General features: G+C 59.1%; 21 protein-coding genes, 3 tRNA genes and 1 other RNA gene. 13 read left to right on the forward strand and 12 right to left on the reverse strand.

Annotated features, from left to right (window positions below):
* Positions 1 to 21: 21 nt before the first annotated feature.
* Both punC and cfa read left to right on the forward strand, forming a co-directional pair.
* Positions 22 to 1233, forward strand: a complete 1212-nt coding sequence (gene punC / locus J0X03_RS12890) for a purine nucleoside transporter PunC (RefSeq protein ID WP_069100772.1) — start codon at positions 22 to 24, stop codon at positions 1231 to 1233.
* 343 nt (positions 1234 to 1576) lie between these two features.
* A complete protein-coding gene (gene cfa, locus J0X03_RS12895; protein ID WP_033642914.1) occupies positions 1577 to 2728 on the forward strand; it encodes a cyclopropane fatty acyl phospholipid synthase in 1152 nt (383 codons plus the stop codon).
* A gap of 72 nt (positions 2729 to 2800) precedes the next feature.
* On the opposite strand, the gene J0X03_RS12900 is transcribed toward cfa, so the two are convergent.
* The gene (locus tag J0X03_RS12900; protein WP_033642913.1) at positions 2801 to 3094 is read right to left on the reverse strand and encodes an I78 family peptidase inhibitor; all 294 of its coding nucleotides are present in this window, start codon (positions 3092 to 3094) and stop codon (positions 2801 to 2803) included.
* 54 nt (positions 3095 to 3148) lie between these two features.
* The gene (locus J0X03_RS12905) at positions 3149 to 3799 is read right to left on the reverse strand and encodes a riboflavin synthase (protein WP_033642912.1); all 651 of its coding nucleotides are present in this window, start codon (positions 3797 to 3799) and stop codon (positions 3149 to 3151) included.
* Between the two features lie 239 nt (positions 3800 to 4038).
* Between J0X03_RS12905 and J0X03_RS12910 the strand changes: the two genes are divergently transcribed.
* The 7 genes from J0X03_RS12910 to J0X03_RS12940 all read left to right on the forward strand — a co-directional run bounded on the left by J0X03_RS12910 (position 4039) and on the right by J0X03_RS12940 (position 8645).
* A complete protein-coding gene (locus J0X03_RS12910; RefSeq protein WP_033642911.1) occupies positions 4039 to 5415 on the forward strand; it encodes an MATE family efflux transporter in 1377 nt (458 codons plus the stop codon).
* Between the two features lie 181 nt (positions 5416 to 5596).
* Positions 5597 to 5673 (forward strand) — tRNA-Val (locus J0X03_RS12915).
* Positions 5674 to 5693: 20 nt separating this feature from the next.
* Positions 5694 to 5770 (forward strand) — tRNA-Val (locus tag J0X03_RS12920).
* A 20-nt stretch (positions 5771 to 5790) separates the two neighbouring features.
* A tRNA-Val gene (locus J0X03_RS12925) sits at positions 5791 to 5867 on the forward strand.
* Positions 5868 to 5988: 121 nt separating this feature from the next.
* Positions 5989 to 6294 carry a cupin domain-containing protein gene (locus J0X03_RS12930; protein ID WP_099782863.1) on the forward strand — a complete coding sequence of 102 codons (306 nt, stop codon included), beginning with the start codon at positions 5989 to 5991 and terminating at the stop codon, positions 6292 to 6294.
* A gap of 393 nt (positions 6295 to 6687) precedes the next feature.
* Positions 6688 to 8100, forward strand: a complete 1413-nt coding sequence (gene pykF / locus J0X03_RS12935; protein WP_033642909.1) for a pyruvate kinase PykF — start codon at positions 6688 to 6690, stop codon at positions 8098 to 8100.
* 308 nt (positions 8101 to 8408) lie between these two features.
* A complete protein-coding gene (locus J0X03_RS12940; protein WP_004931354.1) occupies positions 8409 to 8645 on the forward strand; it encodes a major outer membrane lipoprotein in 237 nt (78 codons plus the stop codon).
* A 140-nt stretch (positions 8646 to 8785) separates the two neighbouring features.
* Here the strand turns inward: J0X03_RS12940 and J0X03_RS12945 are convergent, their stop codons facing one another.
* From J0X03_RS12945 to sufA, 7 genes are all read right to left on the reverse strand, one after another.
* Positions 8786 to 9799: a L,D-transpeptidase family protein gene (locus J0X03_RS12945; RefSeq protein WP_033652724.1), complete on the reverse strand. Its 1014-nt coding sequence runs from the start codon at positions 9797 to 9799 to the stop codon at positions 8786 to 8788.
* Positions 9800 to 10097: 298 nt separating this feature from the next.
* Positions 10098 to 10514 carry a cysteine desulfuration protein SufE gene (gene sufE, locus J0X03_RS12950; protein WP_047026200.1) on the reverse strand — a complete coding sequence of 139 codons (417 nt, stop codon included), beginning with the start codon at positions 10512 to 10514 and terminating at the stop codon, positions 10098 to 10100.
* Between the two features lie 35 nt (positions 10515 to 10549).
* A complete protein-coding gene (sufS, locus tag J0X03_RS12955; RefSeq protein WP_160204250.1) occupies positions 10550 to 11776 on the reverse strand; it encodes a cysteine desulfurase SufS in 1227 nt (408 codons plus the stop codon).
* Positions 11773 to 13059, reverse strand: a complete 1287-nt coding sequence (gene sufD / locus J0X03_RS12960; RefSeq protein WP_160204249.1) for a Fe-S cluster assembly protein SufD — start codon at positions 13057 to 13059, stop codon at positions 11773 to 11775. Before sufD ends, sufS begins: the two co-directional genes overlap by 4 nt.
* Positions 13034 to 13780 carry a Fe-S cluster assembly ATPase SufC gene (gene sufC / locus J0X03_RS12965; protein ID WP_004931365.1) on the reverse strand — a complete coding sequence of 249 codons (747 nt, stop codon included), beginning with the start codon at positions 13778 to 13780 and terminating at the stop codon, positions 13034 to 13036. Before sufC ends, sufD begins: the two co-directional genes overlap by 26 nt.
* A 43-nt stretch (positions 13781 to 13823) precedes the next feature.
* Positions 13824 to 15320 carry a Fe-S cluster assembly protein SufB gene (gene sufB, locus J0X03_RS12970; protein ID WP_004931367.1) on the reverse strand — a complete coding sequence of 499 codons (1497 nt, stop codon included), beginning with the start codon at positions 15318 to 15320 and terminating at the stop codon, positions 13824 to 13826.
* A 14-nt stretch (positions 15321 to 15334) separates the two neighbouring features.
* A complete protein-coding gene (sufA, locus tag J0X03_RS12975) occupies positions 15335 to 15706 on the reverse strand; it encodes a Fe-S cluster assembly scaffold SufA (RefSeq protein WP_004931368.1) in 372 nt (123 codons plus the stop codon).
* 525 nt (positions 15707 to 16231) lie between these two features.
* Between sufA and J0X03_RS12980 the strand changes: the two genes are divergently transcribed.
* Complete coding sequence (locus tag J0X03_RS12980) at positions 16232 to 16636, forward strand: hypothetical protein (protein ID WP_004931369.1); 405 nt, start codon at positions 16232 to 16234, stop codon at positions 16634 to 16636.
* A 45-nt stretch (positions 16637 to 16681) separates the two neighbouring features.
* Here the strand turns inward: J0X03_RS12980 and menI are convergent, their stop codons facing one another.
* Both menI and ydiJ read right to left on the reverse strand, forming a co-directional pair.
* Complete coding sequence (gene menI, locus J0X03_RS12985) at positions 16682 to 17098, reverse strand: 1,4-dihydroxy-2-naphthoyl-CoA hydrolase (RefSeq protein WP_016927938.1); 417 nt, start codon at positions 17096 to 17098, stop codon at positions 16682 to 16684.
* Positions 17095 to 20151: a D-2-hydroxyglutarate dehydrogenase YdiJ gene (gene ydiJ, locus J0X03_RS12990; protein WP_160204248.1), complete on the reverse strand. Its 3057-nt coding sequence runs from the start codon at positions 20149 to 20151 to the stop codon at positions 17095 to 17097. Before ydiJ ends, menI begins: the two co-directional genes overlap by 4 nt.
* 245 nt (positions 20152 to 20396) lie before the next feature.
* On the opposite strand from ydiJ, the gene ydiK reads away from it, so the two are divergent.
* Together ydiK and rprA are read left to right on the forward strand one after the other, a co-directional pair.
* Positions 20397 to 21497, forward strand: coding sequence for an AI-2E family transporter YdiK (gene ydiK / locus J0X03_RS12995; protein WP_042784360.1), 1101 nt, complete (start codon positions 20397 to 20399; stop codon positions 21495 to 21497).
* A gap of 260 nt (positions 21498 to 21757) precedes the next feature.
* Positions 21758 to 21867: antisense sRNA RprA (rprA, locus tag J0X03_RS13000), an RNA gene on the forward strand.
* A 109-nt stretch (positions 21868 to 21976) separates the two neighbouring features.
* Here the strand turns inward: rprA and ppsA are convergent.
* Positions 21977 to 24355 carry a phosphoenolpyruvate synthase gene (ppsA, locus tag J0X03_RS13005; RefSeq protein ID WP_033642901.1) on the reverse strand — a complete coding sequence of 793 codons (2379 nt, stop codon included), beginning with the start codon at positions 24353 to 24355 and terminating at the stop codon, positions 21977 to 21979.
* A gap of 458 nt (positions 24356 to 24813) precedes the next feature.
* Here ppsA and ppsR point away from each other — a divergent pair, with 458 nt between their 5' ends.
* Positions 24814 to 25674: a posphoenolpyruvate synthetase regulatory kinase/phosphorylase PpsR gene (ppsR, locus tag J0X03_RS13010; protein WP_160880175.1), complete on the forward strand. Its 861-nt coding sequence runs from the start codon at positions 24814 to 24816 to the stop codon at positions 25672 to 25674.
* Positions 25675 to 25823 lie beyond the last annotated feature (149 nt).

The following is a 25823-nucleotide window of genomic DNA, read 5'->3' on the forward strand; positions in this document are numbered from 1 at the left end:
AAAATATTAACGAGAAATACCATGCGAAATTCCTTTGGTTTTATGTTCTACCTCGCCGGCCTGAGCATGCTGGGTTATCTGGCGACCGATATGTACCTGCCCGCCTTCGGCGCCATGCGGGAGGAACTGCAAATTTCCGCCGGCGCGGTCAGCGCCAGCCTGAGCATCTTTTTGGCCGGCTTCGCCTTCGCGCAGCTGCTGTGGGGGCCGCTCTCCGACCGTCTGGGACGCAAACCGGTATTGTTGATTGGCCTAACGCTGTTCGCGCTCGGCTGCCTGGGCATGCTGTGGGTGGAAAATGCCGCGCAGCTCTGGATACTGCGCTTTATTCAGGCCGTAGGTGTCTGTTCCGCCGCCGCCATCTGGCAAGCGCTGGTGGTCGACCGCTATCGTGAAGGCCAGGCCAACCGCGTATTCGCCACCATCATGCCGCTGGTGGCGCTATCGCCGGCGCTGGCGCCGCTGCTGGGCGCCTGGCTGCTGAACCACGCCAGCTGGCGCGCGATCTTCGCCGTGCTGCTGGCCATCACCGCCTTGTTGCTGTTGCCGACGCTGCTGCTCAAAGAGAACGCCAGGCCAAAACCCGCCGTCGACGCGCCAAAAAGCAGCGTCAGTTTTTGGCAATTATTGAAATCCCCGGTATTCAGTGGCAATGTCGCCATGTACGCCGCCTGTTCGGCCGGTTTCTTCGCCTGGCTGACCGGCTCGCCGTTTATCCTCGGTGATATGGGCTACGGCCCGAGCGACATCGGCCTGAGCTATGTGCCGCAGACGCTGGCCTTCCTGCTGGGCGGTTACGGGTGCCGCGCCGCGCTCAAGCGCATCAATGGCAAAACCCTGCTGCCGTGGCTGCTGGTAGCTTATGCTGTCAGCATGGTGGCCCTGTATCTGGTGGCAACCCTGACCAATCCGACGCTCACCACGCTCCTGATCCCGTTCTGCGTGATGGCGCTGGTCAACGGCGCCGGCTATCCGATCATGGTGGCCAACGCGCTGATGCCGTTCCCGGACAGCAGCGGCAAAGCCGCCGCGCTGCAAAATACGCTGCAGCTGGGGCTGTGTTTCGTGGCGAGCATGCTGGTATCGACGTTTATTGCGCAGCCGCTGTTGGCGACGGTGACGGTGATGGTGTCCACGGTGATACTGGCCGCGCTGGGGTATTTCCTGCAGCGGGGAAAAGCGGCCAAGGCGCCGCAAGAAACGGCGCGCGAACATGCTAACTCAGCGTCATAATTGCCAAGCTAAATAATCACTTAAAGAATATGCGTGCCGAGTGCGATTTACAGTTGAGTCAATGCCTCGGCGCGCCTATACTCAAAAACAACCTTGTAAAGTAACACCTTATAATCTCTATATCTCAATTAGCTGTTGTGTACGCGTCTTGCGTCACACTCTTTTTTGAAGAGGCGTTTATCCTGCGCCGTTTGCGTCGGGTCGCTTCTTTAAATTTCCTCTGTTCATAGTCGGATATCAGACGCCGCGGGCTTATTTCCCGTCGGTATACGTATGCACCCGCAGAAATTGTCTAAGCTGTTTCCTAACGGGTCATCAGTCAGAAGAAGGTGATGGAGAAGCTATGAGTTCATCGTGTATAGAAGATCTGAGCATCCAGGATAACCAGTGGTACCGTATCGCGCACGAAATGCTCGGTCTGGCCGGTATCGAAATTAACGGATCGCGCCCTTTCGATATTCAGGTTAAAAACCCCGAATTCTTTAAACGCGTTTTGCAGCAAGGCTCCCTGGGTCTAGGCGAGAGCTATATGGATGGTTGGTGGGAATGCGAGCGGCTGGATATATTCTTCCAGCGCGTGGTCAGCGCCGGGCTGGAGAAGAAGCTCCCCCACCACCTGAAAGATACCCTGCGTATCGCCGCGGCGCGCCTGACCAATCTGCAATCGAAAAAGCGCGCCTGGATCGTCGGCAAAGAGCATTACGATCTTGGCAACGATCTGTTTACGCTGATGCTCGATCCTTACATGCAGTACTCCTGCGGCTACTGGAAAGACGCCGCCACGCTGGAGGAAGCGCAAGAAGCGAAACTGCGGATGATCTGCGAAAAACTGCAGCTGCAGCCGGGCATGCGCTTGCTGGACATCGGCTGCGGCTGGGGCGGCCTCTCCGCCTATGCGGCGAAAAATTACGGCGTGTCGGTGGTCGGCGTGACCATTTCCGCCGAGCAGCAGAAGCTGGCTCAGGCACGCTGCGCCGGGCTGGACGTGCAGATCCTGCTGCAGGACTATCGTGATCTGCATCAGCAGTTCGATCGCATCGTCTCGGTCGGCATGTTCGAGCACGTCGGGCCGAAAAACTATCGCACCTATTTCAACGTGGTAGAGCGCAATCTGGCGCCGCACGGCCTGTTCCTGCTGCACACCATCGGTTCCAACAAGACCGACATGAACGTCGATCCGTGGATCAACAAATATATCTTCCCGAACGGCTGCCTGCCCTCGGTGAGGCATATCGCCGAGGCCAGCGAAGGCCATTTCGTGATGGAAGACTGGCACAACATCGGCGCCGACTACGATCGCACGCTGATGGCCTGGTTCGAGCGCTTCAAGCAGGCGTGGCCGCAGCTTGCTCCACGTTATTCCGAGCGCTTCGAGCGGATGTTCAGCTATTACCTGAACGCCTGCGCCGGCGCGTTTCGGGCGCGCGATCTGCAGCTGTGGCAGGTGGTGTTCAGCCCGAAAGGCGTTGAAGGCGGCATCCGCGTCGCACGCTGAACGCTCCCCTAATAAAAAAAGCCCCGGCAACCTCATCGCCGGGGCTTTTTTTGCTCTTTCGAACCAGGCGGCTTAGCCGCAGTAAACGCGGATGATTTTATCGTTGCTATCGCCGAGGAAGTTCAGACGGCGCAGGTTGAAATCCATGGTGACGGCAGAGTTGTACGGAATGGCGCGCACCTTGGATTCGATCCGCACGCCTTCCAGCGACGTCATCGGCTTGCCGACGTAGTTTTGATACTGCGAAGCGCCGCAGGTATCGTCCGCATCGGCCACTTGCGCGCCGCCGCCCTGCTCAGGTGAACTGCTGCAGGCGCTCAGCGCCAGCAACGCGGTTAACAACAACGTTTTCCCATAAAACTTCACGCGTTTCTCCTCTCTGCTTATGATTCGACTCCGGCGGCAACGCCCGAATCGCTGTCAGTCTTTGTGCGCCGGCGCCACCGCCGCCGCCAGCGTCGCTTCCCGATTGGCCAGCACGCGTTCGACGGTGTCCACTACCGCCTGCGTCTGCGGATCGATCTCGATGTTCACCTTATCGCCCAGGCGTTTCTTACCCAGCGTGGTGCGCTCCAGGGTTTCCGGGATCAGATGCACGCAGAAACGGTTATTCACCACTTCGCCGATGGTCAGACTAATGCCGTCGATGCCGATGAAACCTTTGTGCAGCACATATTTCATCAATTCCGCATTCGGCATGCGCAGCCATACCTGACGGTTATTTTCCGAGGTATAAATTTTGGCCACTTCCGCCGTGCATATAATATGGCCGGACATCAAATGACCGCCAATTTCATCATTGAATTTCGCCGCGCGCTCGATATTGACGATGTCGCCCAGCGCCAGATCGCCGAGGTTGGTCAGGCGCAACGTTTCCTTGATCAAATCGAAGCTGACGCGGTTGCCTTCCACCGCGGTGACGGTCAGGCAGCAGCCGTTATGGGCCACCGACGCGCCCAGCTCCAGCCCCGGCAGCAGTTCTGCAGGCATCTCGATCACATGGGTGCGGAAATTGGGTTTCTCATCAATGGCGACCAGCGGCGCGGTGCCTTGTACGATACCGGTGAACATATGTGCCTCTTCTTACTCAATAGATTAAAACGCTTCCGGCAGTTTGCCCCAGTTGGCGCTGAAAACCAAATCCGCGACGGCAAAAAACGCGTGCCTGCGCATTTAATAACTATTTATCTGCGGCGTTTGCTTAACGACGCCGAGCAGGTACAATATTTTTGACAAAATTCCGCTATTTTAATTGTTGTCCTCTCGCGGCAGCCCTCCCTCCCACATATATAAAATAGAAAGGTGTATGCGTGCAGAAGTACTTAATTGAAGCGCGTAGTTTATTGGCTCTCGCTATCCCGGTGATCATCGCGCAAATCTCGCAAACCGCCATGGGCGTGGTGGATACCATCATGGCCGGCGCTTACAGCGCCACCGATATGGCGGCGGTGGCGGTCGGCACCTCTATCTGGCTGCCGGCCATCCTGTTCGGTCACGGCCTGCTGCTGGCGCTGACCCCAGTGATCGCCCAGTTAAACGGCGCCGGCCGTCGCGATCGCATCGCCCATCAGGTGCGTCAGGGCTTCTGGCTGGCCTCCGGCGTTTCCGTACTGTTGATCGTCGTGCTGTATAACTGCAAATTCGTCATCGACATGATGCACAACATCGATCCGCAGCTGGCGGATAAAGCCGTCGGTTATCTGCACGCCATCATGTGGGGCGCGCCGGGCTATCTGTTCTTCCAGGTGATGCGCAACCAGTGCGAAGGGCTGTCCAAAACCAAGCCCGGCATGGTGATCGGCTTCCTCGGCCTGCTGGTGAATATCCCGATCAACTACATCTTCATCTACGGCAAGTTCGGCATGCCGGAACTGGGCGGCGTGGGCTGCGGCGTCGCCACCGGCAGCGTCTACTGGATCATGTTCCTGATGATGCGCTGGTACGTGAAGCGCGCGCCGTCGCAGCGCGACATCAAGCGCCAGACAGGCGATCTCGGCGGCCCGGACTGGGCGGCGCTGAAGCGCCTGATCGGCATCGGTATGCCGGTGGCGCTGGCGCTGTTCTTCGAAGTCACCCTGTTCGCCGTGGTGGCGTTGCTGGTGTCGCCGCTCGGGATCGTCGCGGTCGCCGGCCACCAGATCGCGCTTAACTTCAGCGCGCTGATGTTCGTGTTGCCGCTGTCGCTGGGCGTCGGCGCCACCATTCGCGTCGGTTATCGTCTGGGAGAAGGGTCGGTAGAAGGCGCGCGCGTCGCCGCATACTCCGCCATCGGCGTCGGCATCACCATGGCCGTCTGCACTGCGCTGTTTACCGCCACCTTCCGCGAACCGATCGCCCTGCTGTACAACGACAGCCCGGCGGTGGTGGCGATGGCCTCGCAGCTGATGCTGCTGGCGGCGCTGTATCAAATCTCGGATTCAATCCAGGTGATCGGCAGCGGCGTGCTGCGCGGTTATAAAGATACTCGCGCGATCTTCTTCATCACCTTCATCGCTTACTGGGTGTTGGGCCTGCCGAGCGGCTATCTGCTGGCGCTGACCGATGCGGTGGTGCCGGCAATGGGGCCGAGCGGTTTCTGGATCGGCTTTATCATCGGCCTGACCTTCGCCGCCATCATGATGGCGCTGCGCATGCGCTGGCTGCAGAAACAGCCGACCACCGTCATCCTGCAGCGTTCTACCCGCTGAGTCCGTTCCCGGCCGGTTTTCTCCCCGGCCGGGCAGCGGGTTGCGGAAAAAAACGCCTGTCTGCGCACAACCTCAGCAATCGCGTGAAATACCGAATAAAATTGCGTTTTTCCCCTTGCCAGCACGCGGGTAGCTCGTTAATATTCGTCCCCGCTGTCAGCCATGACAGACAGGAAAAGATGCGTCCGTAGCTCAGTTGGTTAGAGCACCACCTTGACATGGTGGGGGTCGGTGGTTCGAGTCCACTCGGACGCACCAAATTCCAGAAGCAGTACAGTGCGTCCGTAGCTCAGTTGGTTAGAGCACCACCTTGACATGGTGGGGGTCGGTGGTTCGAGTCCACTCGGACGCACCAAATTTCACAAGCAGTGCAGTGCGTCCGTAGCTCAGTTGGTTAGAGCACCACCTTGACATGGTGGGGGTCGGTGGTTCGAGTCCACTCGGACGCACCATATTGCTGATTCACCTCTCCCCCTATCGCGTTATAATTCTCGCTGTTTCGTCTCTGCCCGACCGCTCGATTTTTCATGTCGATTGCGCCGAACTACCGCCATCAGCCATCAGGAACGCTACATGACCACCTTCACCGCCAACACCCCCTTTTTACCGCTCGACAATGGCCTTGCCCGTCGTGAAGGCGTGATGAGCGACGGTTCGCCGGCAGCGGAAGTGCGTTTCGAGACCGGGGCCTTCGGCCAGCTGCAAAAGCCCGCGCACGCGCTGCAAACCCGGGTGATATCGGGTGAATTCGAGTTCACCCTCGGCGGCGACACGCGGATAGTGCGGGCCGGCGAGAGCCTGACCCTGCCGGCCAACGTCGCCAGCGGCTGCTTCTGCCTGAGCGCCGGTGTGCTGCTGGAAATCCCGCAAACGCGCTAAGCCGCATTTACAGCAAGGTTATTTGCGCAACAAGCCGTACGCAACGCGTTGCATTTGCGCCACATTTGCCCTCGTTTTGACATATCCGCCGCACCGCCGCGGTTTTTTATTTTGTTTCCCGCCGCTTAGCCTTTATAATGCGCAACGTCTATCAGTTGAATGGTTTCAGCCCTTGATCTGCGAAAACGCAATAACAACACGATTTAATCTCACCCCGTTGCGCAGCATCCCCGCGCCCCCGCGCGGGCTGAATTTTTCCGCCCCACATCAACTGTCGTCACCTATCCTTAACTATGTTTTTCACCACCAGGCACGGCTCAAATTCCCTATCGGCGTAAACAACGCCGGTCAAATTCGTTTTTTTATCCATCACAACTTGTAGAAAACTCCGCCATGAAAAAGACCAAAATTGTTTGTACCATCGGTCCAAAAACCGAATCGGAAGAAATGCTGACCAACCTGCTCAATGCGGGCATGAACGTGATGCGTCTCAACTTCTCTCACGGCGACTATGAAGAGCACGGCAACCGCATCAAGAACATGCGCGCCGTGATGGCGAAAACCGGTATCAACGCCGGCATCCTGCTGGATACCAAAGGCCCGGAAATTCGCACCATGAAACTGGAAGGCGGCAAAGACGCCTCTCTGGTCGCCGGCCAAACCTTCACCTTCACCACCGACCAGAGCGTGATCGGCAACAGCGAACGCGTGGCGGTGACCTACGCCGGCTTCGCCGCCGACCTGAAGATCGGCAACACCGTGCTGGTTGACGACGGCCTGATCGGCATGGAAGTCACCAACGTGACCGAGAACGAAGTCGTTTGCAAGGTGCTGAACAACGGCGACCTGGGCGAGAACAAAGGCGTCAACCTGCCGGGCGTGTCCATCCAGCTGCCTGCGCTGGCCGAGAAAGACAAACGCGACCTGATCTTCGGCTGCGAGCAAGGCGTCGACTTCGTGGCGGCGTCCTTTATCCGTAAACGCTCCGACGTGCTGGAGATCCGCGAGCACCTGAAAGCGCACGGCGGCGAGCAGATCCAGATCATCTCCAAGATCGAGAACCAGGAAGGCCTGAACAACTTCGACGAAATTCTCGAAGCGTCCGACGGCATCATGGTTGCCCGCGGCGATCTGGGCGTTGAAATCCCGGTAGAAGAAGTGATCTTCGCCCAGAAGATGATGATCGAAAAATGCAACCGTGCGCGTAAAGTGGTGATCACCGCCACCCAGATGCTCGATTCCATGATCAAGAACCCGCGCCCTACCCGTGCGGAAGCCGGTGACGTCGCCAACGCCATTCTGGACGGCACCGACGCCGTCATGCTGTCCGGCGAAAGCGCCAAGGGCAAATACCCGCTGGAAGCGGTCAACATCATGGCGACCATCTGCGAACGCACCGATCGCGTGATGCCAAGCCGCATCGATACCCTGAACGATCGCCGCAAGCTGCGCATCACCGAAGCGGTATGCCGCGGCGCGGTTGAAACCGCCGAAAAACTGGACGCGCCGCTGATCGTCGTCGCCACCAGCGGCGGCAAGTCAGCGAAATCCGTGCGTAAATACTTCCCGAACGCCGTGATCCTGGCGCTGACCACCAACCAGACCACCGCGCATCAGCTGGTGCTGAGCAAGGGCGTTATCCCGCAGATGGTCAAAGAAATCGCCTCCACCGATGACTTCTACCGCATTGGTAAAGAAGCCGCGCTGGCCAGCGGCCTGGCGCAAAAAGGCGACGTCGTGGTGATGGTTTCCGGCGCGCTGGTGCCGAGCGGCACCACCAACACCGCCTCGGTACACGTGCTGTAATATAAAACGTGACATAATTATCTTGATCAAAACGCCGCTTTGCGGCGTTTTTTTTATCGGCAGTAAACTATTTTTCTCAAAACGCAACCGCGATCTGCTCATTATTTAGCTAATAACAAATCGGAGTAGTCCCATGGAAGCCGGCTGTTTTCCCTCGTTTTTTTAACTAATTTGTAAAACCAGATGCAAGTTTGAGCGAACGATCAAAATAAAGCACCTCAACACTAAAAAATTATTCTCTTTCGAAAAAAGTTTGTGTAATACTTGTAACGCTACATGGAGATTAACTCAATCTAGAGGGTGTTATAATGAATCGTACTAAACTGGTACTGGGCGCGGTAATCCTGGGTTCCACTCTGCTGGCTGGCTGCTCTAGCAACGCTAAAATCGATCAACTGTCTTCTGACGTTCAGACTCTGAACGCTAAAGTTGATCAGCTGAGCAACGACGTGAACGCAATGCGTTCTGACGTTCAAGCGGCTAAAGACGACGCAGCACGCGCTAACCAGCGTCTGGACAACCAAGCTCACGCTTACAAAAAGTAAGATAGCTTTGGTTATTGAAAACGGCGCACATTGTGCGCCGTTTTTTTTGTCTGTTTGTCGGCCTGGGCTTTCCAGCGCGGCAGGCAAAAAAAAGAGGTTCAGCACGCTGAACCCCTCTTCGACCGCTCAATCCGGCAAACTTAGTTCACCGAGCTGATTGGCGCTGCCTTGAATGGGCTCTTATTCGCCGCAGGAGCCGCTGCAGGCGTTAAACTCACCTCAGACGGGCTCTCCCCTACGTTGACCAGCACCGGCATGCCAGAGCGGCGGACAACCGCGCTATCGAACACGGCGCGATCGGTTTGCCCATCGGCAGCAAAGGCTTTCTCCGCTTTAGACAACGCGATCGGCATGGTCTGCGGATCGTCGCTTTCCACCCGCGACAGCGGCTGGTGCACTTCCACATAGCGTTTGCCGTCCGGCTCGACCGAAATCTTCACCGGATCGTTGATCACTTGCACCCGCGTACCGCGCGGCACCATGTTGAACAGCGCCTCGATATCCGTCGGACGCAGGCGAATACAGCCGGAGCTGACGCGCATGCCGATACCGAAGTTGGCGTTGGTACCGTGGATCAGGTATTCACCGCGCCCCATCGCCAGACGCAGGGCGAACAGCCCCATCGGGTTCTCAGGGCCGGCCGGCACCACCGCAGGCAGCGTCACGCCCTGGGATTGATAGCGCTTGCGGATGTTGGCGGTGGGCGTCCAGGTCGGGTTAGGGATCTTTTGGCTGATAGAAGTCACCTCCAGCGGCGTGTGCATCCCGGTCTGGCCGATACCGATCGGATAGACGATCACTTTATTCTCGCCTTTCGGATAGTAGTAAAGGCGCAGCTCGGCCAGGTTGACGATGATCCCTTCACGCTTGGTGTCAGGCAGCAGCATTTGGGTCGGAATGGTCAGCACCGTGCCTGGTTTAGGCAGGAACGGATCGGTGCCGGGGTTGGCTTCCAGCATGCCCAGCAGGCCAATCTTGTAGTCGGCGGCGATCGCCTCCAGCGGACGGCCGTCGTTTGGCACGGTATAAGTGGTGTTCTCGCCGATCAGACGGCTGTCCGGCGGCGGCAGCGGGTATTCGGTCGCACTGGCGGCCTGCGTGCCGGCCAGTACGGTGGCGAAGACCATGCCCATTAAACTCAACGCACGTTTCATTATCATCCCTATATTTTTTATGACGGTTCGCCCCCAAGGCTAACGAGCGCCTGGCGGTGGGTAAATCAGACAATACCTGATTAATACTAGCAACGCTGGCATCAAAGGCAATAAGTTCTCTAAAAATCAACACGTTATAACGTAATCGCCGTCGTTGATTGTCAACGAAACGTCAATGGGTAAGCTGCTGAAATATCACTGAATTGGGGGATGAACCCTGGGGAAAACGGCGGATTGTAAAGACTCATTGACAAAGCGAATATATCAATGAGCCTTTAAAGAGCAGTGGCGTTAAGGATCAGGCCAGCTGAGCGGCTTTACTGCGAATGGCGCGGATCATCGCCTCCAGCCCCTGCGAGCGCGAAGGCGTCAGATGTTGGCTGAGCGCCAGCTCGGTGAAAAACGGCCGCACGTCGAGCTCGACGATTTGCTGTGGCGTCAATTGACGATAAAGAATAAACACCACCGCCAGCAGCCCTTTGACGATCGCCGCGTCGCTATCGCCATGGAATTCGACCTGCCCTTGCTCATCGCGGCGCATCACGATCCACACCTGGCTCTGGCAGCCGGAAATCAGGTTCTCGGCCTGCCGCTCGGCCTCGTCCAGCGGCGGCAATTTGGCGCCGAGTTCAATCACGTACAGGTATTTCTCCTCCCAGTTCAAACAGCGGGAGAAATTACGCACCAATTTGTCTTTGTCCGGCAAATTCGCCATGGGGATCCTTTTGTACCGCCGAGGACGCGCCCCGGCTAGCCTAACAGCTGATGAATGCGTTGCAGCCCGGCCACCAGCCGGTCCACCTCTTCGCGGGTATTATATAATGCCAGCGACGCGCGGCACATGCTCGGCACCTGATAAAACGCCATCAGCGGCATGGCGCAATGGTGGCCGGTGCGAATGGCGATGCCGTACTGATCGAGGAAACTGCCGACGTCATAGGCATGGTGTTCCCCCAAATTGAAAGCGACCACCCCGGCCCGATGCGCCGGACCATAGATTTTCAGCGTCGGCACCTGCTTGAGCGCCTCAAGCGCGTAATGCATCAGCGACTGTTCATAATCGCGGATCGCATTCAGCCCCAGGGCTTCGACGTAATCGAACGCCGCGCCCAGCCCCATGATGCCAGCGGTGTTCGGCGAACCAGCCTCGAAGCGCCAGGGCGGATCGGCGAAGGTGGTGCCCGCCGTCAGGCTGACCTGACGGATCATCGAACCGCCCCCTTCCCACGGTGGCATCTGCTGCAGGAGCGCCTGGCGCCCATACAGCATGCCGATGCCGGAAGGGCCATACAGCTTATGGCCGGAAAACACGTAAAAATCGCAGTCCAGCGCCTGAACATCGACGCGCTGGTGCATCACCGCCTGCGCGCCGTCCACCAACACCGTCAGATCCGGCGCCAGGGCTCTGGCGCGGGCGATGATGTCGCGCACCGGGTTGACGGTGCCCAGCACGTTGGAGACCTCGGTCAGCGCCAGCAGTTTGCAGGACGCGTCGATCAGTTCCGGCAACTGCGCCAGATCCAGCGTGCCGTCGGGCTGCAGCGGCCAAACCCGCAGCTGCAGACCGCGCTCCTGCGCCAGCATCTGCCAGGGCACGATGTTGGCGTGGTGCTCCATCTCGGTGATGAGAATCGCGTCGCCCGGCTGCAGCCGGTGGCGGCCAAAGCTGTTGGCCACCAGGTTGATGCCTTCGGTGGTGCCCTTGACGAACACCATCTCTTCCGCCGAGGCGGCGTTGATAAAGCGCGCCGCCTGTTCCCGCACCGCTTCCATCTGCTGAGTCGCCTCGGCGCTCAGGGTGTGGATGCCGCGATGCACCGCGGCATAGCCGTGGCGATAGAAATCCAGTTCGCGGTCGATCACCGTCTGCGGTTTCTGCGCGCTGGCGGCGCTGTCGAGGTAGGCCAGCGGTTGGCCGTTCACCTCGCGCGCCAGCAGCGGGAAGTCACCACGCACGCGTTCAATCGGATAACTCATGCAGCCTCCCCCGGCAGGCGCTGGGCGATGCGCGCCAGCACCCGTTCCCGGATGGTGTCGTTGGCGATGCCTTCGGTCAGCTCGGCGGCGAAGGCGAAGATAATCATCTGCTGCGCCGCGCGTTTGTCGATGCCGCGCGACTGCAGATAAAACAGCTGTTCTTCATCGATACGCCCCACGGTGGCGCCGTGGCTGCACTTGACGTCGTCAGCGTAGATCTCCAGCTGCGGCTTGGTATCCACTTCCGCCACTTTCCCCAACAACAGATTGTGGTTGGTCATCTGCCCGTCGGTTTTGATGGCGTGTTTGGCCACTTTGATCATGCCGTTGAACACCGCTTTGCCGCGATCGCTGACCACGGTTTTATGCAGCTGGCGGCTTTCGCAGTAGCCCTTGTTGTGTTCCAGATAGGTGCGGGTATCGCAGATCTCCTTGCCCACCGGCAGCACCAGGCTGTTGATCACCAGATTGGCACCTTCGCCGTTCAGCTGCGCGCTGGTGTTGTGGCGCGTCAGGCCTGCGCCCAACAGGAAGCTGTCGCTTTTCACCCGCGCGTCGCGGCCGATGACCAGATCGTTATGGGCAAAGTGGTAGCTCGGCCGGCTTTCAAACGCCAGCTTGCAGTGCAACAGCCCGGCGTTGTCCGCCACGTTGGCGGTCAGGCGCGCGCCGGTAAAGTGCGCGGCCTCGCCCAGGCTGACATAGTGTTCAATCACTTCCGCCTCGGCCCCGCGCCCGATCTCCAGATGATGACGATGATGCACGGTATTCACTTCCCCCGTCACGCCGCGGCCGCTGCTGATATGCAGCAGGTACAACGGACGAGCCGGGGCCTTGCCGGCCGGCAAGCGAATCAGGCTGGTTTCCTGCGCCAGGCTTTCGGTCAGATGCAGGAAGACTTCGGGCTGAATGGGCTCCGGCAGCGCCTGCGGCGTGCCGTAGGCGGTCAGCTCGAACTGGTAGTCGCCCAGATCGCCATCGCTGAGCGCGGCACTGTAGCGGCCATCGATAAACACCAGCCGGCAGGCGTCGATACCGAGCGCCAGCGCCTCGAGCTGCGCGGCGTTCACGGATGCGGGCTGCGGCTCAAGGAATTGCTGCTCCAGCAGCCCCTCGAGCGGCGTGTATTTCCAGTTCTCATGTTTGCGCGTCGGCCAGCCGAGTCTCAGCGCCTGCTGCCAGTGCGCCAGCGCATGGGGCGAACGCTCGCCGCCGCGGCCTTCGAACAGACGATACAGCTGCTGCAGCGCGTTTGAATTACTGTTGGTCGGTAAGCCAGCCATAGCCCTGCTCCTCCAACTGTTTCACCAGCGAGAAATCGCCGGATTTAACGATGCGCCCCTGGGACAGCACGTGTACGTAATCCGGTTTGATGTAGTCCAGAATGCGCTGATAGTGGGTCACGATGATAAAGGCGCGCTTGCCGTCCCGCAGCGAGTTGACGCCGTTGGCGACGATTTTGAGCGCATCGATGTCCAGGCCCGAGTCGGTTTCATCGAGAATGCACAGATCCGGCTCCAGCGCCGCCATCTGCAGAATATCGTTGCGTTTTTTCTCACCGCCGGAGAAGCCGACGTTGACTGAACGGGTCAACAGATCGGCCGGCATATCCAGCAGCGCGATTTTCTCTTCGATGAAATCGGCGAAGTCAAAGCGATCCAGCGGCTCCTGCTCGCGGTATTTGCGCACCGCGTTGACCGACGTCTGCAGGAAGAAGTGGTTGCTGACGCCGGGGATCTCCACCGGGTACTGGAAGGCCAGGAACACGCCTTCGCCGGCGCGATCTTCCGGATCCAGCTCCAGCAGATCCTTGCCCTTGAAGGTGACTTCCCCTTCGGTCACTTCGTACTCTTCACGCCCGGCCAGCGTGGCGGACAGCGTGCTCTTGCCCGAGCCGTTCGGCCCCATGATGGCGTGCACTTCGCCCGGTTTGATCTCCAGATCCAATCCCTTGAGGATCTCGTTGCCTTCCACGCTGACTTTCAAATTCTTGATGCTTAACATGCTGTGTCCTCAGATAGCGCCGACGGCGCTAAAAATGCGGCGATTAGCCCACGCTGTGTTCCAGGCTGATGGCCAAAAGTTTCTGCGCCTCGACGGCGAACTCCAGCGGCAGCTCGGAGAAAACGTCCTTGCAGAAACCGTTGACGATCATCGAAATGGCGTCATCCTCGCTGATGCCCCGCTGCAAGCAGTAGAACAGCTGGTCGTCGCCAATCTTCGAGGTGGTGGCTTCGTGCTCCAGCTGCGCGCTGTTGTTGCGCGCTTCAACGTAAGGGAACGTGTGGGCGCCGCTGTCCGGCCCGATCAGCATCGAGTCGCACTGGGTAAAGTTACGGGCGTTTTCCGCCCCCGGCAGGATTTTCACCAGGCCGCGATAGGTGTTCTCGCTGTGGCCGGCGGAAATGCCTTTGGCGATGATGGTCGACCTGGTGTTTTTGCCGATGTGGATCATCTTGGTGCCGGTGTCCGCCTGCTGATGGCCGCTGGTCAGCGCCACCGAGAAGAATTCGCCGATCGAATTGTCGCCCTGAAGGATCACGCTCGGGTATTTCCAGGTGATGGCCGAGCCGGTTTCCGACTGGGTCCAGGACATTTTCGAGCCGGCGCCTTCGCACAGCGCGCGCTTGGTGACGAAGTTGAGGATGCCGCCCTTGCTCTCACCGCCGGAGAACCAGTTCTGCACCGTCGAGTATTTCACTTCGGCGTCTTTATGCAGGATCACTTCCACCACCGCCGCATGCAGCTGATAGCTGTCGCGCACCGGGGCGGAACAGCCTTCGATGTAGCTGACGTAGCTGCCTTCGTCGGCGATCAGAATGGTGCGCTCGAACTGGCCGGTTTTGGCGGCGTTGATACGGAAATAGGTCGACAGCTCCATCGGACAGCGCACGCCCTTCGGCACGTAGACGAAGGTGCCGTCGGAGGCCACCGCGGCGTTCAGCGCGGCGAAGAAGTTATCGTTGGACGGCACCACGCGCCCCAGATACTGGCGCACCAGATCCGGGTATTCCTGGATCGCTTCGCCGAACGAGCAGAAGATCACCCCGCTCTCCGCCAGTTTTTCACGGTAAGTGGTGGCGACCGAGACCGAGTCGAAGATAGCGTCCACCGCCACCTCGCTGCCCTCGCGCACCGGCACGCCGAGCTGGTTAAACGCCAGCTCCACTTCGCTGGTCAGGTAGTCTTTTTCCGTCGCCGCGCCCGGTTGCTGCTCGGCGCCGGGCTGCGAACCGCAGGCGTCGTCGCAGCTGCCGCAGGACGGCGCCGAATAGTAACTGTAGTCCTGGTAGTTAAGGCGTTCGTAATTGGCCTTCAGCCAGTGGGGCTCTTCCATCTGCAGCCAGGCGCGGTAGGCCTCGAGGCGGAATTCCAGCATCCACTCGGGTTCGTTGCGCTTGGCCGAGATGGCGCGCACCACCTCTTCGTTGATGCCCTTGGCCAACTCATCGGTTGCCAGCTGGGTGAAGAAACCTTCTTTGTAGCGACCTTCGCTGACCCAAGCCTGCACTTCATTAGGCATTTCTACATTGCTTCGTGTCATGTTGATTGCATCGCTCAAACGCCAAAACTCTCGCCGCACCCGCAGGCATGCTGAGCTTTAGGGTTATTGAATTTGAATATCTGATTCAGCCCTTCGCGGACATAATCTACCGTGGTGCCGTCAATAAACGGCATCGCCTTCAGCGGCACATAGAGTTTGGCGCCGTCGCGCTCAAACAGCAGATCGTCATCGGCGGGTTCGCGGGTCAGATCCAGCACATAGGCAAAGCCGGCGCAGCCGGATTGTTTTACCCCTAGCTGCAGCCCTTTCACCTGCGGATCCTGCTGCATCAGTTTCGTTATTTGTCGTACGGCGCTGTCGCTGAGCGAAATGCCTTGCCAGACATTCTCGTCCAAAGAAAAAGTGCCGACATTTTCCGTTTGCATAGGGTCTACCTCACACTCGTGTTTGGCCACAGCCAATCTGGGTTACTTATATGTTAGTGATAACGATTATCACTTCAACCGTTTGTTTTGCGGGGGTATCCGCCGCGAGCGCGGTTTTTCGCTGCGGCGTGCGGCAAGCCAGCGGGACATCCGTGGCGGCTTGCGGCGTGTGGCGGCAAGGCGTGCATGCTATCCCTATGAATTTGTTCTTTATCCTGCATCACCGTACCGCACTCCCCGGTGGCCCGTCAGCGTTACAGCGCCGCGGTGCGTTGCCGATCTAAACATTCATAGAAAATACCTATTTCTGCATTCTGTCTGTCGTAAATGTGCGTTTATCGGCATTTTGCGCCGCGGCGCAAGGCGCGGCCTTTAAGTTAAAGTTTAGTCGCTCTGGGTTAAGTTGGGCCGTCGATGGCCTTTTACCCCCATGGAATGAAAAAACGCCGCCACGGGGATTGATCGGCAACGCGGCAGTTTATATGATAATGATTATCATTCAATTTGAATTTGAGCGCGAAGCCAATGACTCTTTCGATCAACGCATGGTTGCTGGGCAAGATTGATGACTACAAATTCAGCGTGCGCGACGCCACGGTGGACTTTTATATGGCCGAAGCGGCGCTGCGCCGCCCGGAATGCAATATTGATCATCTGAAGCGGTACAACAGCGTCAGCCTCACCATGGCCAATCTTTGCCTGGAGAACGGCGATGATGACAGCTATCTGCACGCGCTCAGCAAGCTGCACAACCGGCTGATCGTCGAGATCAACAATCCGCAGCGCTGCCAGCTGTTTCGGGTGCAAAGCTACCACTTCGCCCGCCACACGCTGACGCTGATCTGCCAAAAATATGCGATGGAAGGCACCTGGGAGAAGGCGAACGCGTTTCAGAAGGACTTCGTCAAACGCGTGCCGTTTCAGCTGTAAAACGAAGCGCTCCGCAGGCCGATCGCCTGCGGAAACCGGCGGGGATCAGTCGATGACCGCCGTGGTCAGACGCGAGGTGCAGCACAGCCGATCGCGCGCGTCGAAGATCTCTATCTGCCACACCTGATGACGGCGGCCAACGTGCAGTGCGCGGCACACCCCGCGCACCTGGCCATCGAACACCGCCCGCAGGTGGTTGGCGTTGATCTCCAGCCCTACCACCTTCTGTTCGCCTTCGCTGCACAGGTAGCCGGCCATCGATCCCATCGATTCCGCCAGCACCACCGACGCCCCGCCGTGCAGCAGCCCGAACGGCTGCCGGGTGCGGCCGTCCACCGGCATGGTGGCTTCCAGGAAATCCTCGCCCAGCTGAGTAAACTCGATGCCCACATGGCTGACCATGCAGCCGTCGCCGGCACGGTTCAGCTGCTCCAGCGATGTTTCACGTTTCCACAATTTCACTCAATCATCTCCAGAAGTGCCTGTAATGGGTGGCGCACGCCATTGCCCTCGATGCGTTTCACCTGGCTGCGGCAGGAATAGCCGGTCGCCAGGCAGCGCTGACGCGGCAAACGCTGCAGCGTCGGATGCCATGATAGCTCATAAATGCCGAGCGAGTTTTGCAGGTTCTTGGCTTCATGGCCGTAAGTGCCGGCCATGCCGCAGCAGCCGACGCTGACGTTCTCCAGTTTGGCGCCGAAGCGGGCGAAGATCGCCGCCCACTGTTGGCCGCTGGCCGGCAGCGCGGTGGTTTCAGTGCAGTGACCGAACAGATACCAGGGTTCGCCGGTCGCCGGCTGTTCGGCGCGATCCGCGATCCGCTGTTGTAACCATTCATGCACCAGCTGCACCTGGAAATCGCCACGCTCGGTGCCGAGGATCTCGCGGTATTCGTCGCGATAGCACAGCACCAGCGCCGGATCGACGCCCACCAGCGGTATGCCGAGCTGCGCCACGCGGTTGAGGAAATCGGCGGTTTTGCGCGCGGTGCGGGCGAACCGCGTCAGGAAGCCCTTCACATGCTGCGCCTTGCCGTTCGGCGAGAACGGCAGCAGCACCGGTTTATAACCGAGCTTTTCCACCAGCCGGACGAAATCCGCCACCACTTTGGCGTCGTAATAGCTGGTGAACGGATCCTGAACAATCAGCACGTGTTCTTCGCGTTGCTCGGCGTTCAACCCTTCCAACTGTTCCAGCGTCAGCGTGGTCGCCCGGTGGCCTGACAGCTGCTGACGCAGCGTCGGGCTGGACAACAGCGGCAGATCGACCATGCCGACGGCGTTGCGGCTCATCTCCCGCAGCCACGGCTGGCGGAAGAAGAAGTTGAACACCTTCGGCGCGCGGGCCATCAACGGGGTATAGCTCTCTACGCCGGCGACCATGTAGTCGCTCACCGGGCGCAGGTAGCGGGTATGGTAAAGCTGCAGGAAGCGCGAACGGAACCCCGGCACGTCAATTTTGATCGGGCACTGGGTGGAACAGGCCTTGCAGGCCAGACAGCCGGACATCGCCTCTTTCACTTCGTGCGAAAAGTCGTACTCGCCCTTGCCGGCATGCCAGCTGTTGCGGGTTTTCTCGATTAGACCGCGCAAGCTGAGGCGCTGCTGCGGCAGCTGTTTCTCCAGCGCCAACGGATCGACGCCCTGCTCGGCCAACAGACGCAGCCACTCGCGCACCAGCGTCGCCCGCCCTTTCGGCGAATGAATGCGGTTGCCGCTGATCTTCATCGACGGGCACATCGGGCTGCGCACGTCGAAGTTGAAGCACAGACCGTTGCCGTTACACTCCAGCGCGCCGCGGAACGAGGTGCGCACCTCGACCGGTATCTGGCGATCGAAGGTGCCGCGTTTGACCGCATCCACCTGCATCATCGGCGCATCCACCGCCAGCGGCGAACAGATCTTGCCCGGGTTCAGGCGGTTATCCGGGTCGAATGCCGCCTTGATGCGGCGCAGCTCTTCATACAACGTTTCGCCGAAGAACTCAGGGCTGTATTCCGCGCGGAACCCCTTGCCATGCTCGCCCCACAGCAGGCCGCCGTATTTGGCGGTCAGCGCCACCACCCGATCGGAGATTTGCTTCATCAGCACCTCCTGCTGCGGGTCGCACATGTCGAGCGCCGGACGCACGTGCAGCACCCCGGCATCGACGTGGCCGAACATGCCATAGCTCAGCTTGTGGTCGTCGAGCAGTTGGCGGAACTCGACGATATAGTCCGCCAGGTGCTGCGGCGGCACGCAAGTATCCTCGGCGAACGGGATCGGCTTGGCGCGCCCTTTGGCGTTGCCCAGCAGCCCGACCGCCTTCTTGCGCATGTTGTAAATGCGCTCGATGCCCGCCAGGTCGCCGCAGATCTGGTACCCGATCACGCCGGCCTGCCGCTGGGCGATCAGTTCATCCAGCCGTTGGCACAGGGTCTCCATCTGGCCGTCGATCAGCGCGCGGTCGTCGCCGGCGAATTCGACGATGTTCAGCCCAAGCATCTCTTTATCCGGCACGTCGGCGATCAGTTCGCTTACCGAATGCCAAACGATATCTTCACGCGCCAGATTCAGCACCTTGGAGTCGATGGTTTCCACCGACAGCGCCTTGGCCTCGACCATAAAGGGCGCATTGCGCAGCGCCGAGTCGAAGGAGTCGTATTTCACGTTAACCAGACGACGCACCTTCGGCAGCGGCGTAATGTCCAGCCGCGCTTCGGTGATAAAGGCCAGCGTGCCTTCCGCACCGGTGAGGATGCGCGTCAGATCGAAGGTTTGCAGATCGTCGCTCAGCACGTGGCGCAGGTCGTAGCCGGTGAGGAAGCGGTTGAGTTTGGGGAATTTTTCCAGGATCAGCGCGCGCTGCTCGCGGCAGCGATTCAGCACCGTGCGGTAGATGCGCCCTTCGGCGGTCTCTTCCAGGGCAATCGTTTCCGCCAGCGCCGTCGGCATGGCGCGGGTGTCGATCATCTCGCCGCCCAGCAGCACCGCCCGCAGGCCCAACACGTGATCGGAGGTTTTGCCGTATACCAGCGAGCCCTGGCCGGAGGCGTCGGTATTGATCATGCCGCCCAAGGTGGCGCGGTTGCTGGTGGACAGTTCCGGCGAGAAGAAGTAGCCGAACGGCCGCAAATATTGATTCAGCTGATCCTTGATGACCCCGGCTTCGACTTTCACCCAGCCCTGTTCGACGTTGATCTCCAGAATGCGGTTCATATGACGCGACATATCGACCACGATGCCGGTATTAAGCGACTGACCGTTGGTGCCGGTGCCGCCGCCGCGCGGGCTGAAGGTCAGCGTATTGAAACGCTCTTCCCCCGCCAAGCGGGCGATCAGCGCCACGTCGGCGGTGGAACGGGGAAACACCACCGCATCGGGCAACAGCTGGTAAATGCTGTTGTCGGTGGCCATCGTCAGCCGGTCGGCGTAGCTGGTGGCGGTATCGCCGTTGAATCCGTTTTGCTTCAGTGCTTCCAAAAAGTCGAGCACCCGTTGAACGAGGCCGGGCGCCTGAGAAATCTGTGGGATCATTCGCTTTTTTGACCCTGTCCGTCTATTTTTTATGCGCTGATGTACGCTGAATCGGGCCTTTAATTCAGACCCACCCTATTTTTTAGTGACACTAAAAACTAACATACTCGTTTAGTGAAGGCATTCACATTATTACCGCCCTGCGAGCGCCGCCACAGGCGGCCGCCCGGCGGTGATAAACCGACCGACAGGCACCCCGATTCGCCGGTGCCAGGGATTTAATTGACCAGGATGAGAACCCACTGATGCCACTCCCGCAATCGCGTTACGACTTACCGCGAATTATTTTCGGCGTGCTGTTTATCGCCATCATGATCGTCGCCTGTTTCTGGGTGATCCAACCGTTTATTCTCGGCTTCGCCTGGGCGGGCATGGTGGTCATCGCCACCTGGCCGCTGCTGCTCAAACTGCAAAAGCTGCTGTGGGGCCGCCGCTCGCTGGCGGTGCTGGTCATGACCCTGCTGTTGATCCTGCTGTTCATTCTGCCCATCTCCCTGCTGATCAGCAGCGTGGTGGATAACAGCGCGCCGTTGATCGCCTGGGCCAGCTCGCCAGGCAAGCTGCATATTCCCGACCTCGCTTGGCTGCAATCCGTCCCGATGATCGGCGACAAGCTCTATACCAGCTACCATACGCTGGTTAACGCCGGCGGCGCCGCGCTGCTGGCGAAGGTACAGCCATACTTCGGCCAGACCGCCACCTGGTTCGTGGCGCAGGCGGCGCATATCGGCCGCCTGCTGCTGCACTGCGCGCTGATGCTGCTGTTCAGCGCCTTGTTGTACGCGCGCGGCGAACAGGTCGCGCTGGGTATCCGCCACTTTGCGGTACGCCTCGGTTCCGCGCGCGGCGATGCGGCGGTGCTGCTGGGTGGCCAGGCGATCCGCGCGGTCGCGCTGGGCGTGGTAGTGACGGCGCTGGTGCAGTCGGTGCTGGGCGGCATCGGTCTGGCGGTAAGCGGCATTCCGGCCGCCACCCTGTTGACGATGCTGATCTTCATCTGCTGTGTGGCGCAATTGGGGCCGCTGTTGGTGCTGGTGCCGGCCATCATTTGGCTGTACTGGCACGGCGACACCACCTGGGGCACCGTGCTGCTGGTCTGGAGCTGCGTGGTGGCCACGCTGGATAACGTGCTGCGCCCGGTGCTGATCCGCATGGGCGCCGATCTGCCGCTGCTGCTGATCCTGTCCGGCGTTATCGGCGGTTTGCTGGCCTTCGGCATGATCGGCCTGTTCATCGGCCCGGTGGTGTTGGCGGTGTCTTATCGCCTGCTGACCGCCTGGATGGATGAAGCGCCGGAGCCGACCACCGCGCCGGAGCAAGTGATCGAAGAACTGGAAAAACGTTAATCGCCCTCCCTTCCGCCCGCATCGCCGGGCGGAAGAGTTTCCCCTCTCACTACGCCTACCTCATTCGGGTAATATCTTCGCCAAATATAATGCCGTTGTTTATTGATTAAGGCGCGGCAAATGGAAAGGTGCAATGTAAATCCGTGTTTGCTGCAAAATGCAAAAAGAGATAACGCCCGCAAATAAATGGTGATACCGCTATCGATTAGGATGATTCTTAATGACTAGTCGCGTTCAAATATCTAGTATTATGGCCATCTATTGCTTCAAATCACTGATTTTAAAGCAACCTTTCTGAACAATGTAATGCCATACATGTGAATTGCTGTGTGTAGTCTTTGCCCATCTCCTACGATGGGCTTTTTTTTATTCTTTTTTCGCCAAATTGATTATTTAACGCGCCGTTATTTACATTCAGAAATAAAAAGGCCGCAGCGTAAACTGCGGCCGGGTATTAATGCCTTAGCAACGCCGAAGCCTTATTTCTTTTTCGACAAGTTGATCCAGGTCTGCACTACGGTATCCGGATTGAGCGACAGGCTATCGATGCCCTGCTCCATCAACCACTCGGCGAAGTCTTCATGGTCGGACGGCCCCTGGCCGCAGATACCGACGTATTTGCCGTGGCGTTTGGCCGCCTGGATCGCCATCGACAGCAGCGCTTTCACCGCGTCGTTGCGTTCGTCGAACAGTTCCGACACCACGCCGGAGTCGCGATCCAGCCCCAGCGCCAGCTGGGTCATGTCGTTGGAGCCGATGGAGAAGCCGTCGAAGTGCTCAAGGAACTGATCCGCGAGCAGCGCATTGGACGGGATCTCGCACATCATGATCACTTTCAGCCCGTTTTCGCCACGCTTCAGCCCCTGACGCGCCAGCTCGGCCACCACCGCTTCCGCCTGCGCCACGGTGCGCACGAACGGCACCATGATTTCGACGTTGGTCAGCCCCATTTCGTTACGCACGCGTTTCACCGCTTCGCACTCCAGCGCGAAGCAATCGCGGAAGCTGTCGGCCACGTAGCGGCCGGCCCCGCGGAAGCCCAGCATCGGGTTCTCTTCGTGCGGTTCATACTTGTCGCCGCCCACCAGGTTGGCGTACTCGTTGGATTTGAAGTCGGACAGACGCACGATCACGCGCTTCGGCCAGAAGGCGGCGCCCAGCGTCGCGATCCCTTCGGTCAAACGACCGACGTAGAACTCGACCGGGTGGTCATAGCCCTGCATCAACGCGCGAATTTCGTTTTGCAACGCCGGCGTTTGCTGATCGAACTCCAGCAGCGCGCGCGGGTGCACGCCAATCATGCGGTTGATGATGAATTCCAGCCGCGCCAGGCCCACGCCTTCGTTCGGCAAACGCGCGAAGTCGAAAGCGCGATCCGGGTTGCCGACGTTCATCATGATCTTCAGCGGCAGATCCGGCAGTTCGGTCACTTCGGAGCTCTGCACGCTGAAGTCCAGCATGTCGCTGTAAACGAAGCCGGTGTCGCCTTCCGCACAGGATACGGTGACTTTCTGGCCGTCTTTCAGCACGTCGGTGGCGTGGCCACAGCCCACTACCGCCGGAATGCCCAGCTCACGGGCGATGATCGCCGCGTGGCAGGTGCGCCCGCCGCGGTTGGTGACGATCGCAGCGGCCTTCTTCATGATCGGCTCCCAGTCCGGATCGGTCATGTCGGTCACCAGCACGTCGCCCGGCTGGATGCGATCCATTTCGCTGATATCGTGAATCACTTTCACTGGACCGGCGCCGATGCGATGACCGATGGCGCGGCCTTCCACCAGCACCGGGCTGGAGCCGTTCAGCTGATAGCGTTCCATGGTCTGTTCGTTGGAGCGAACGGTCTCCGGGCGCGCCTGCACGATCAGCAGTTTGCCGGTGTGGCCGTCTTTCGCCCACTCGATATCCATCGGGCGGCCGTAATGTTTTTCGATCAGGATCGCTTGATGCGCCAGCGCCTGCACTTCGTCATCGGTCAGCGAGAACCGGCTGCGCTGCGCTTCCGGCACGTCTTCGATGCGCACCTGCTTGCCGTGATCCTGCGACGGCGCGTACACCATGCGGATTTTTTTCGAGCCCAGGTTGCGGCGCACGATCGCCGGCTTGCCTTTTTGCAACGTCGGCTTGTGCACATAGAACTCATCCGGGTTCACCGCGCCCTGCACCACCATCTCACCCAGACCGAAGGCGGAGGTGATGAACACCACCTGATCAAAGCCGGACTCGGTGTCGATGGTGAACATCACGCCCGAGGAGGCCAGATCGGAGCGCACCATGCGCTGTACGCCCGCCGACAGCGCCACGCCGCGGTGGTCGTAGCCCTGGTGCACGCGATAAGAGATAGCGCGGTCATTGAACAACGACGCGAACACGTGCTTGATCGCCACCATCACGGCGTCGATGCCCTGCACGTTGAGGAAGGTTTCCTGCTGGCCGGCAAAGGAGGCGTCCGGCATGTCTTCCGCCGTGGCGGAAGAGCGCACCGCAAAGGAGGCTTCCGGTTCGCCGTCGGCGAGCTGTTGGTAAGCCTGATGAATTTCACGCTCGAACTCGGCGTGGAACGGCGTGTCGATCACCCATTGGCGGATCTGGGCACCGGCCTTGGCCAGTTGTGCAACGTCGTCAACGTCAGTCTGATCCAGTAACTGATAGATGCGCTGGTTAACACCGCTTTGTTCGAGGAAATCGTTAAACGCCTGCGCGGTGGTGGCAAAACCGTTCGGCACGGCCACGCCCAAATCGGAAAGATTGGTGATCATTTCACCGAGGGAAGCGTTTTTGCCGCCGACACGGTCAACGTCGTGCATGCCAAGCTGGTTGTACCAAAGCACATTACGCAAGTCTGGGCCATTGTTGGACATCGAGACAATCCTTATTGCTATCAGTAGGGTAAAGACGGATTTAATTCGCTTGCTTTACGGCGCCGCTAAACGCGGAGCCGAATCAGACTAGCACACTGATCCGGGGAAAATGGAAAGGTGAATCGATCAACCCACTGAAGAAAGTGGTTTTTAAGAGAATGTCCTAACCGGCTGATTTGCCTGGGAACCGTTCCCAAACGCACGAAAAGCTTAGTTCTCAACAAATTACGTTCTTTTTAAACTTCTGTTTTAATGACCGCGCAAACGCTACCGTTTTTGGTGAAAATAACGGCAAACTCGCGCTTCAGGTGGAAAAGCGCCGCTGGGCCGCACTTTTTATGGCCGCTAATCGCGCTTTCCGCCTGCGCCGCCGCATGGCGGTTTATCGCCCCGTCGTCACAATTTTTTCTCTCGCCCCTTTACCGACGGATCGTCTGCGGCCCATGATATTGACAGTGATGACAGCAGGAACACCGTTTTCAGGTAAGGAGCCTCGGGTGGAAAGAAGCGTTTTTTATATTTCGGATGGTACGGCGATCACCGCCGAAGTGCTGGGACACGCGGTGCTGTCGCAGTTCCCGGTCACGGCGACCACCTATACCCTGCCGTTTGTCGAAACCGAGGCCCGCGCACGCGCAGTTCGCCAGCAAATCGATGATATTTACCATGAAACCGGCGTGCGCCCGTTGGTGTTTTACTCCATCATCTCGCCGGAAGTGCGCGATGTGATCGTCCAGAGCCAGGGCTTCTGCCAGGATATCGTGCAGGCGCTGGTCGGCCCGCTGCAGGGCGAACTGGACGTGGAACCGACGCCGGTGCCGAACCGCACCCACGGCCTGACCGCCAGCAACCTCGGCAAGTACGACGCCCGCATCGCCGCCATCGACTATACCCTGGCGCACGATGATGGCATTTCGCTGCGCAACCTCGATCAGGCGCAGGTGATCCTGCTCGGCGTCTCGCGCTGCGGCAAAACCCCCACCAGCCTCTATCTGGCGATGCAGTTCGGCATCCGCGCCGCCAACTACCCGTTTATCGCCGACGATATGGACAATTTGCATCTGCCGGCCTCGCTGAAACCGTTTCAGCATAAATTATTCGGCCTGACCATCGATCCGGAGCGCCTGGCGGCGATCCGTGAAGAGCGGCGCGAAAACAGCCGTTACGCCTCCTTGCGCCAGTGCCGCATGGAAATCGCCGAGGTCGAGGCGCTGTTCCGCAAAAACCAGATCCGCTACCTCAACACCACCAACTATTCGGTCGAAGAGATCTCCACCAAAATCCTCGATATCCTCGGCATGAGCCGCCGCATGTTCTGATCTTTCCCCACGGGGCCATCGCGCCCCGCCGCCTGCCGTTTATTTCAGCAGCAGCTGATTTTTTTGTGCTTTTTTTCGCGGCTTTGATCAACAGAACGCAATCTCTACGGTTGAATTCAGCGCTTTTTGCGTTATTGTGATCGCCATCA

The sequence above is a fragment of the Serratia ureilytica genome, assembly GCF_017309605.1.
Classification (GTDB): Bacteria; Pseudomonadota; Gammaproteobacteria; order Enterobacterales; family Enterobacteriaceae; genus Serratia; species Serratia ureilytica.

Bases quoted from the DNA above. Each gene is read 5' to 3' on its own strand.
- sufA (WP_004931368.1), bottom strand. From the start codon at position 15,706: ATGCAAACGGAAAATGTCGGCACTTTTTCTTTGGACGAGAATGTCTGG.
- ydiK (WP_042784360.1), top strand. From the start codon at position 20,397: ATGCCACTCCCGCAATCGCGTTACGACTTACCGCGAATTATTTTCGGC.
- sufE (WP_047026200.1), bottom strand. From the start codon at position 10,514: ATGGCGAATTTGCCGGACAAAGACAAATTGGTGCGTAATTTCTCCCGC.
- J0X03_RS12930 (WP_099782863.1), top strand. From the start codon at position 5,989: ATGACCACCTTCACCGCCAACACCCCCTTTTTACCGCTCGACAATGGC.
- sufB (WP_004931367.1), bottom strand. From the start codon at position 15,320: ATGACACGAAGCAATGTAGAAATGCCTAATGAAGTGCAGGCTTGGGTC.
- ppsR (WP_160880175.1), top strand. From the start codon at position 24,814: ATGACAGCAGGAACACCGTTTTCAGGTAAGGAGCCTCGGGTGGAAAGA.
- cfa (WP_033642914.1), top strand. From the start codon at position 1,577: ATGAGTTCATCGTGTATAGAAGATCTGAGCATCCAGGATAACCAGTGG.
- sufC (WP_004931365.1), bottom strand. From the start codon at position 13,780: ATGTTAAGCATCAAGAATTTGAAAGTCAGCGTGGAAGGCAACGAGATC.
- J0X03_RS12905 (WP_033642912.1), bottom strand. From the start codon at position 3,799: ATGTTCACCGGTATCGTACAAGGCACCGCGCCGCTGGTCGCCATTGAT.
- J0X03_RS12945 (WP_033652724.1), bottom strand. From the start codon at position 9,799: ATGAAACGTGCGTTGAGTTTAATGGGCATGGTCTTCGCCACCGTACTG.
- J0X03_RS12940 (WP_004931354.1), top strand. From the start codon at position 8,409: ATGAATCGTACTAAACTGGTACTGGGCGCGGTAATCCTGGGTTCCACT.
- pykF (WP_033642909.1), top strand. From the start codon at position 6,688: ATGAAAAAGACCAAAATTGTTTGTACCATCGGTCCAAAAACCGAATCG.
- ppsA (WP_033642901.1), bottom strand. From the start codon at position 24,355: ATGTCCAACAATGGCCCAGACTTGCGTAATGTGCTTTGGTACAACCAG.
- ydiJ (WP_160204248.1), bottom strand. From the start codon at position 20,151: ATGATCCCACAGATTTCTCAGGCGCCCGGCCTCGTTCAACGGGTGCTC.
- sufD (WP_160204249.1), bottom strand. From the start codon at position 13,059: ATGGCTGGCTTACCGACCAACAGTAATTCAAACGCGCTGCAGCAGCTG.
- sufS (WP_160204250.1), bottom strand. From the start codon at position 11,776: ATGAGTTATCCGATTGAACGCGTGCGTGGTGACTTCCCGCTGCTGGCG.
- J0X03_RS12980 (WP_004931369.1), top strand. From the start codon at position 16,232: ATGACTCTTTCGATCAACGCATGGTTGCTGGGCAAGATTGATGACTAC.
- punC (WP_069100772.1), top strand. From the start codon at position 22: ATGCGAAATTCCTTTGGTTTTATGTTCTACCTCGCCGGCCTGAGCATG.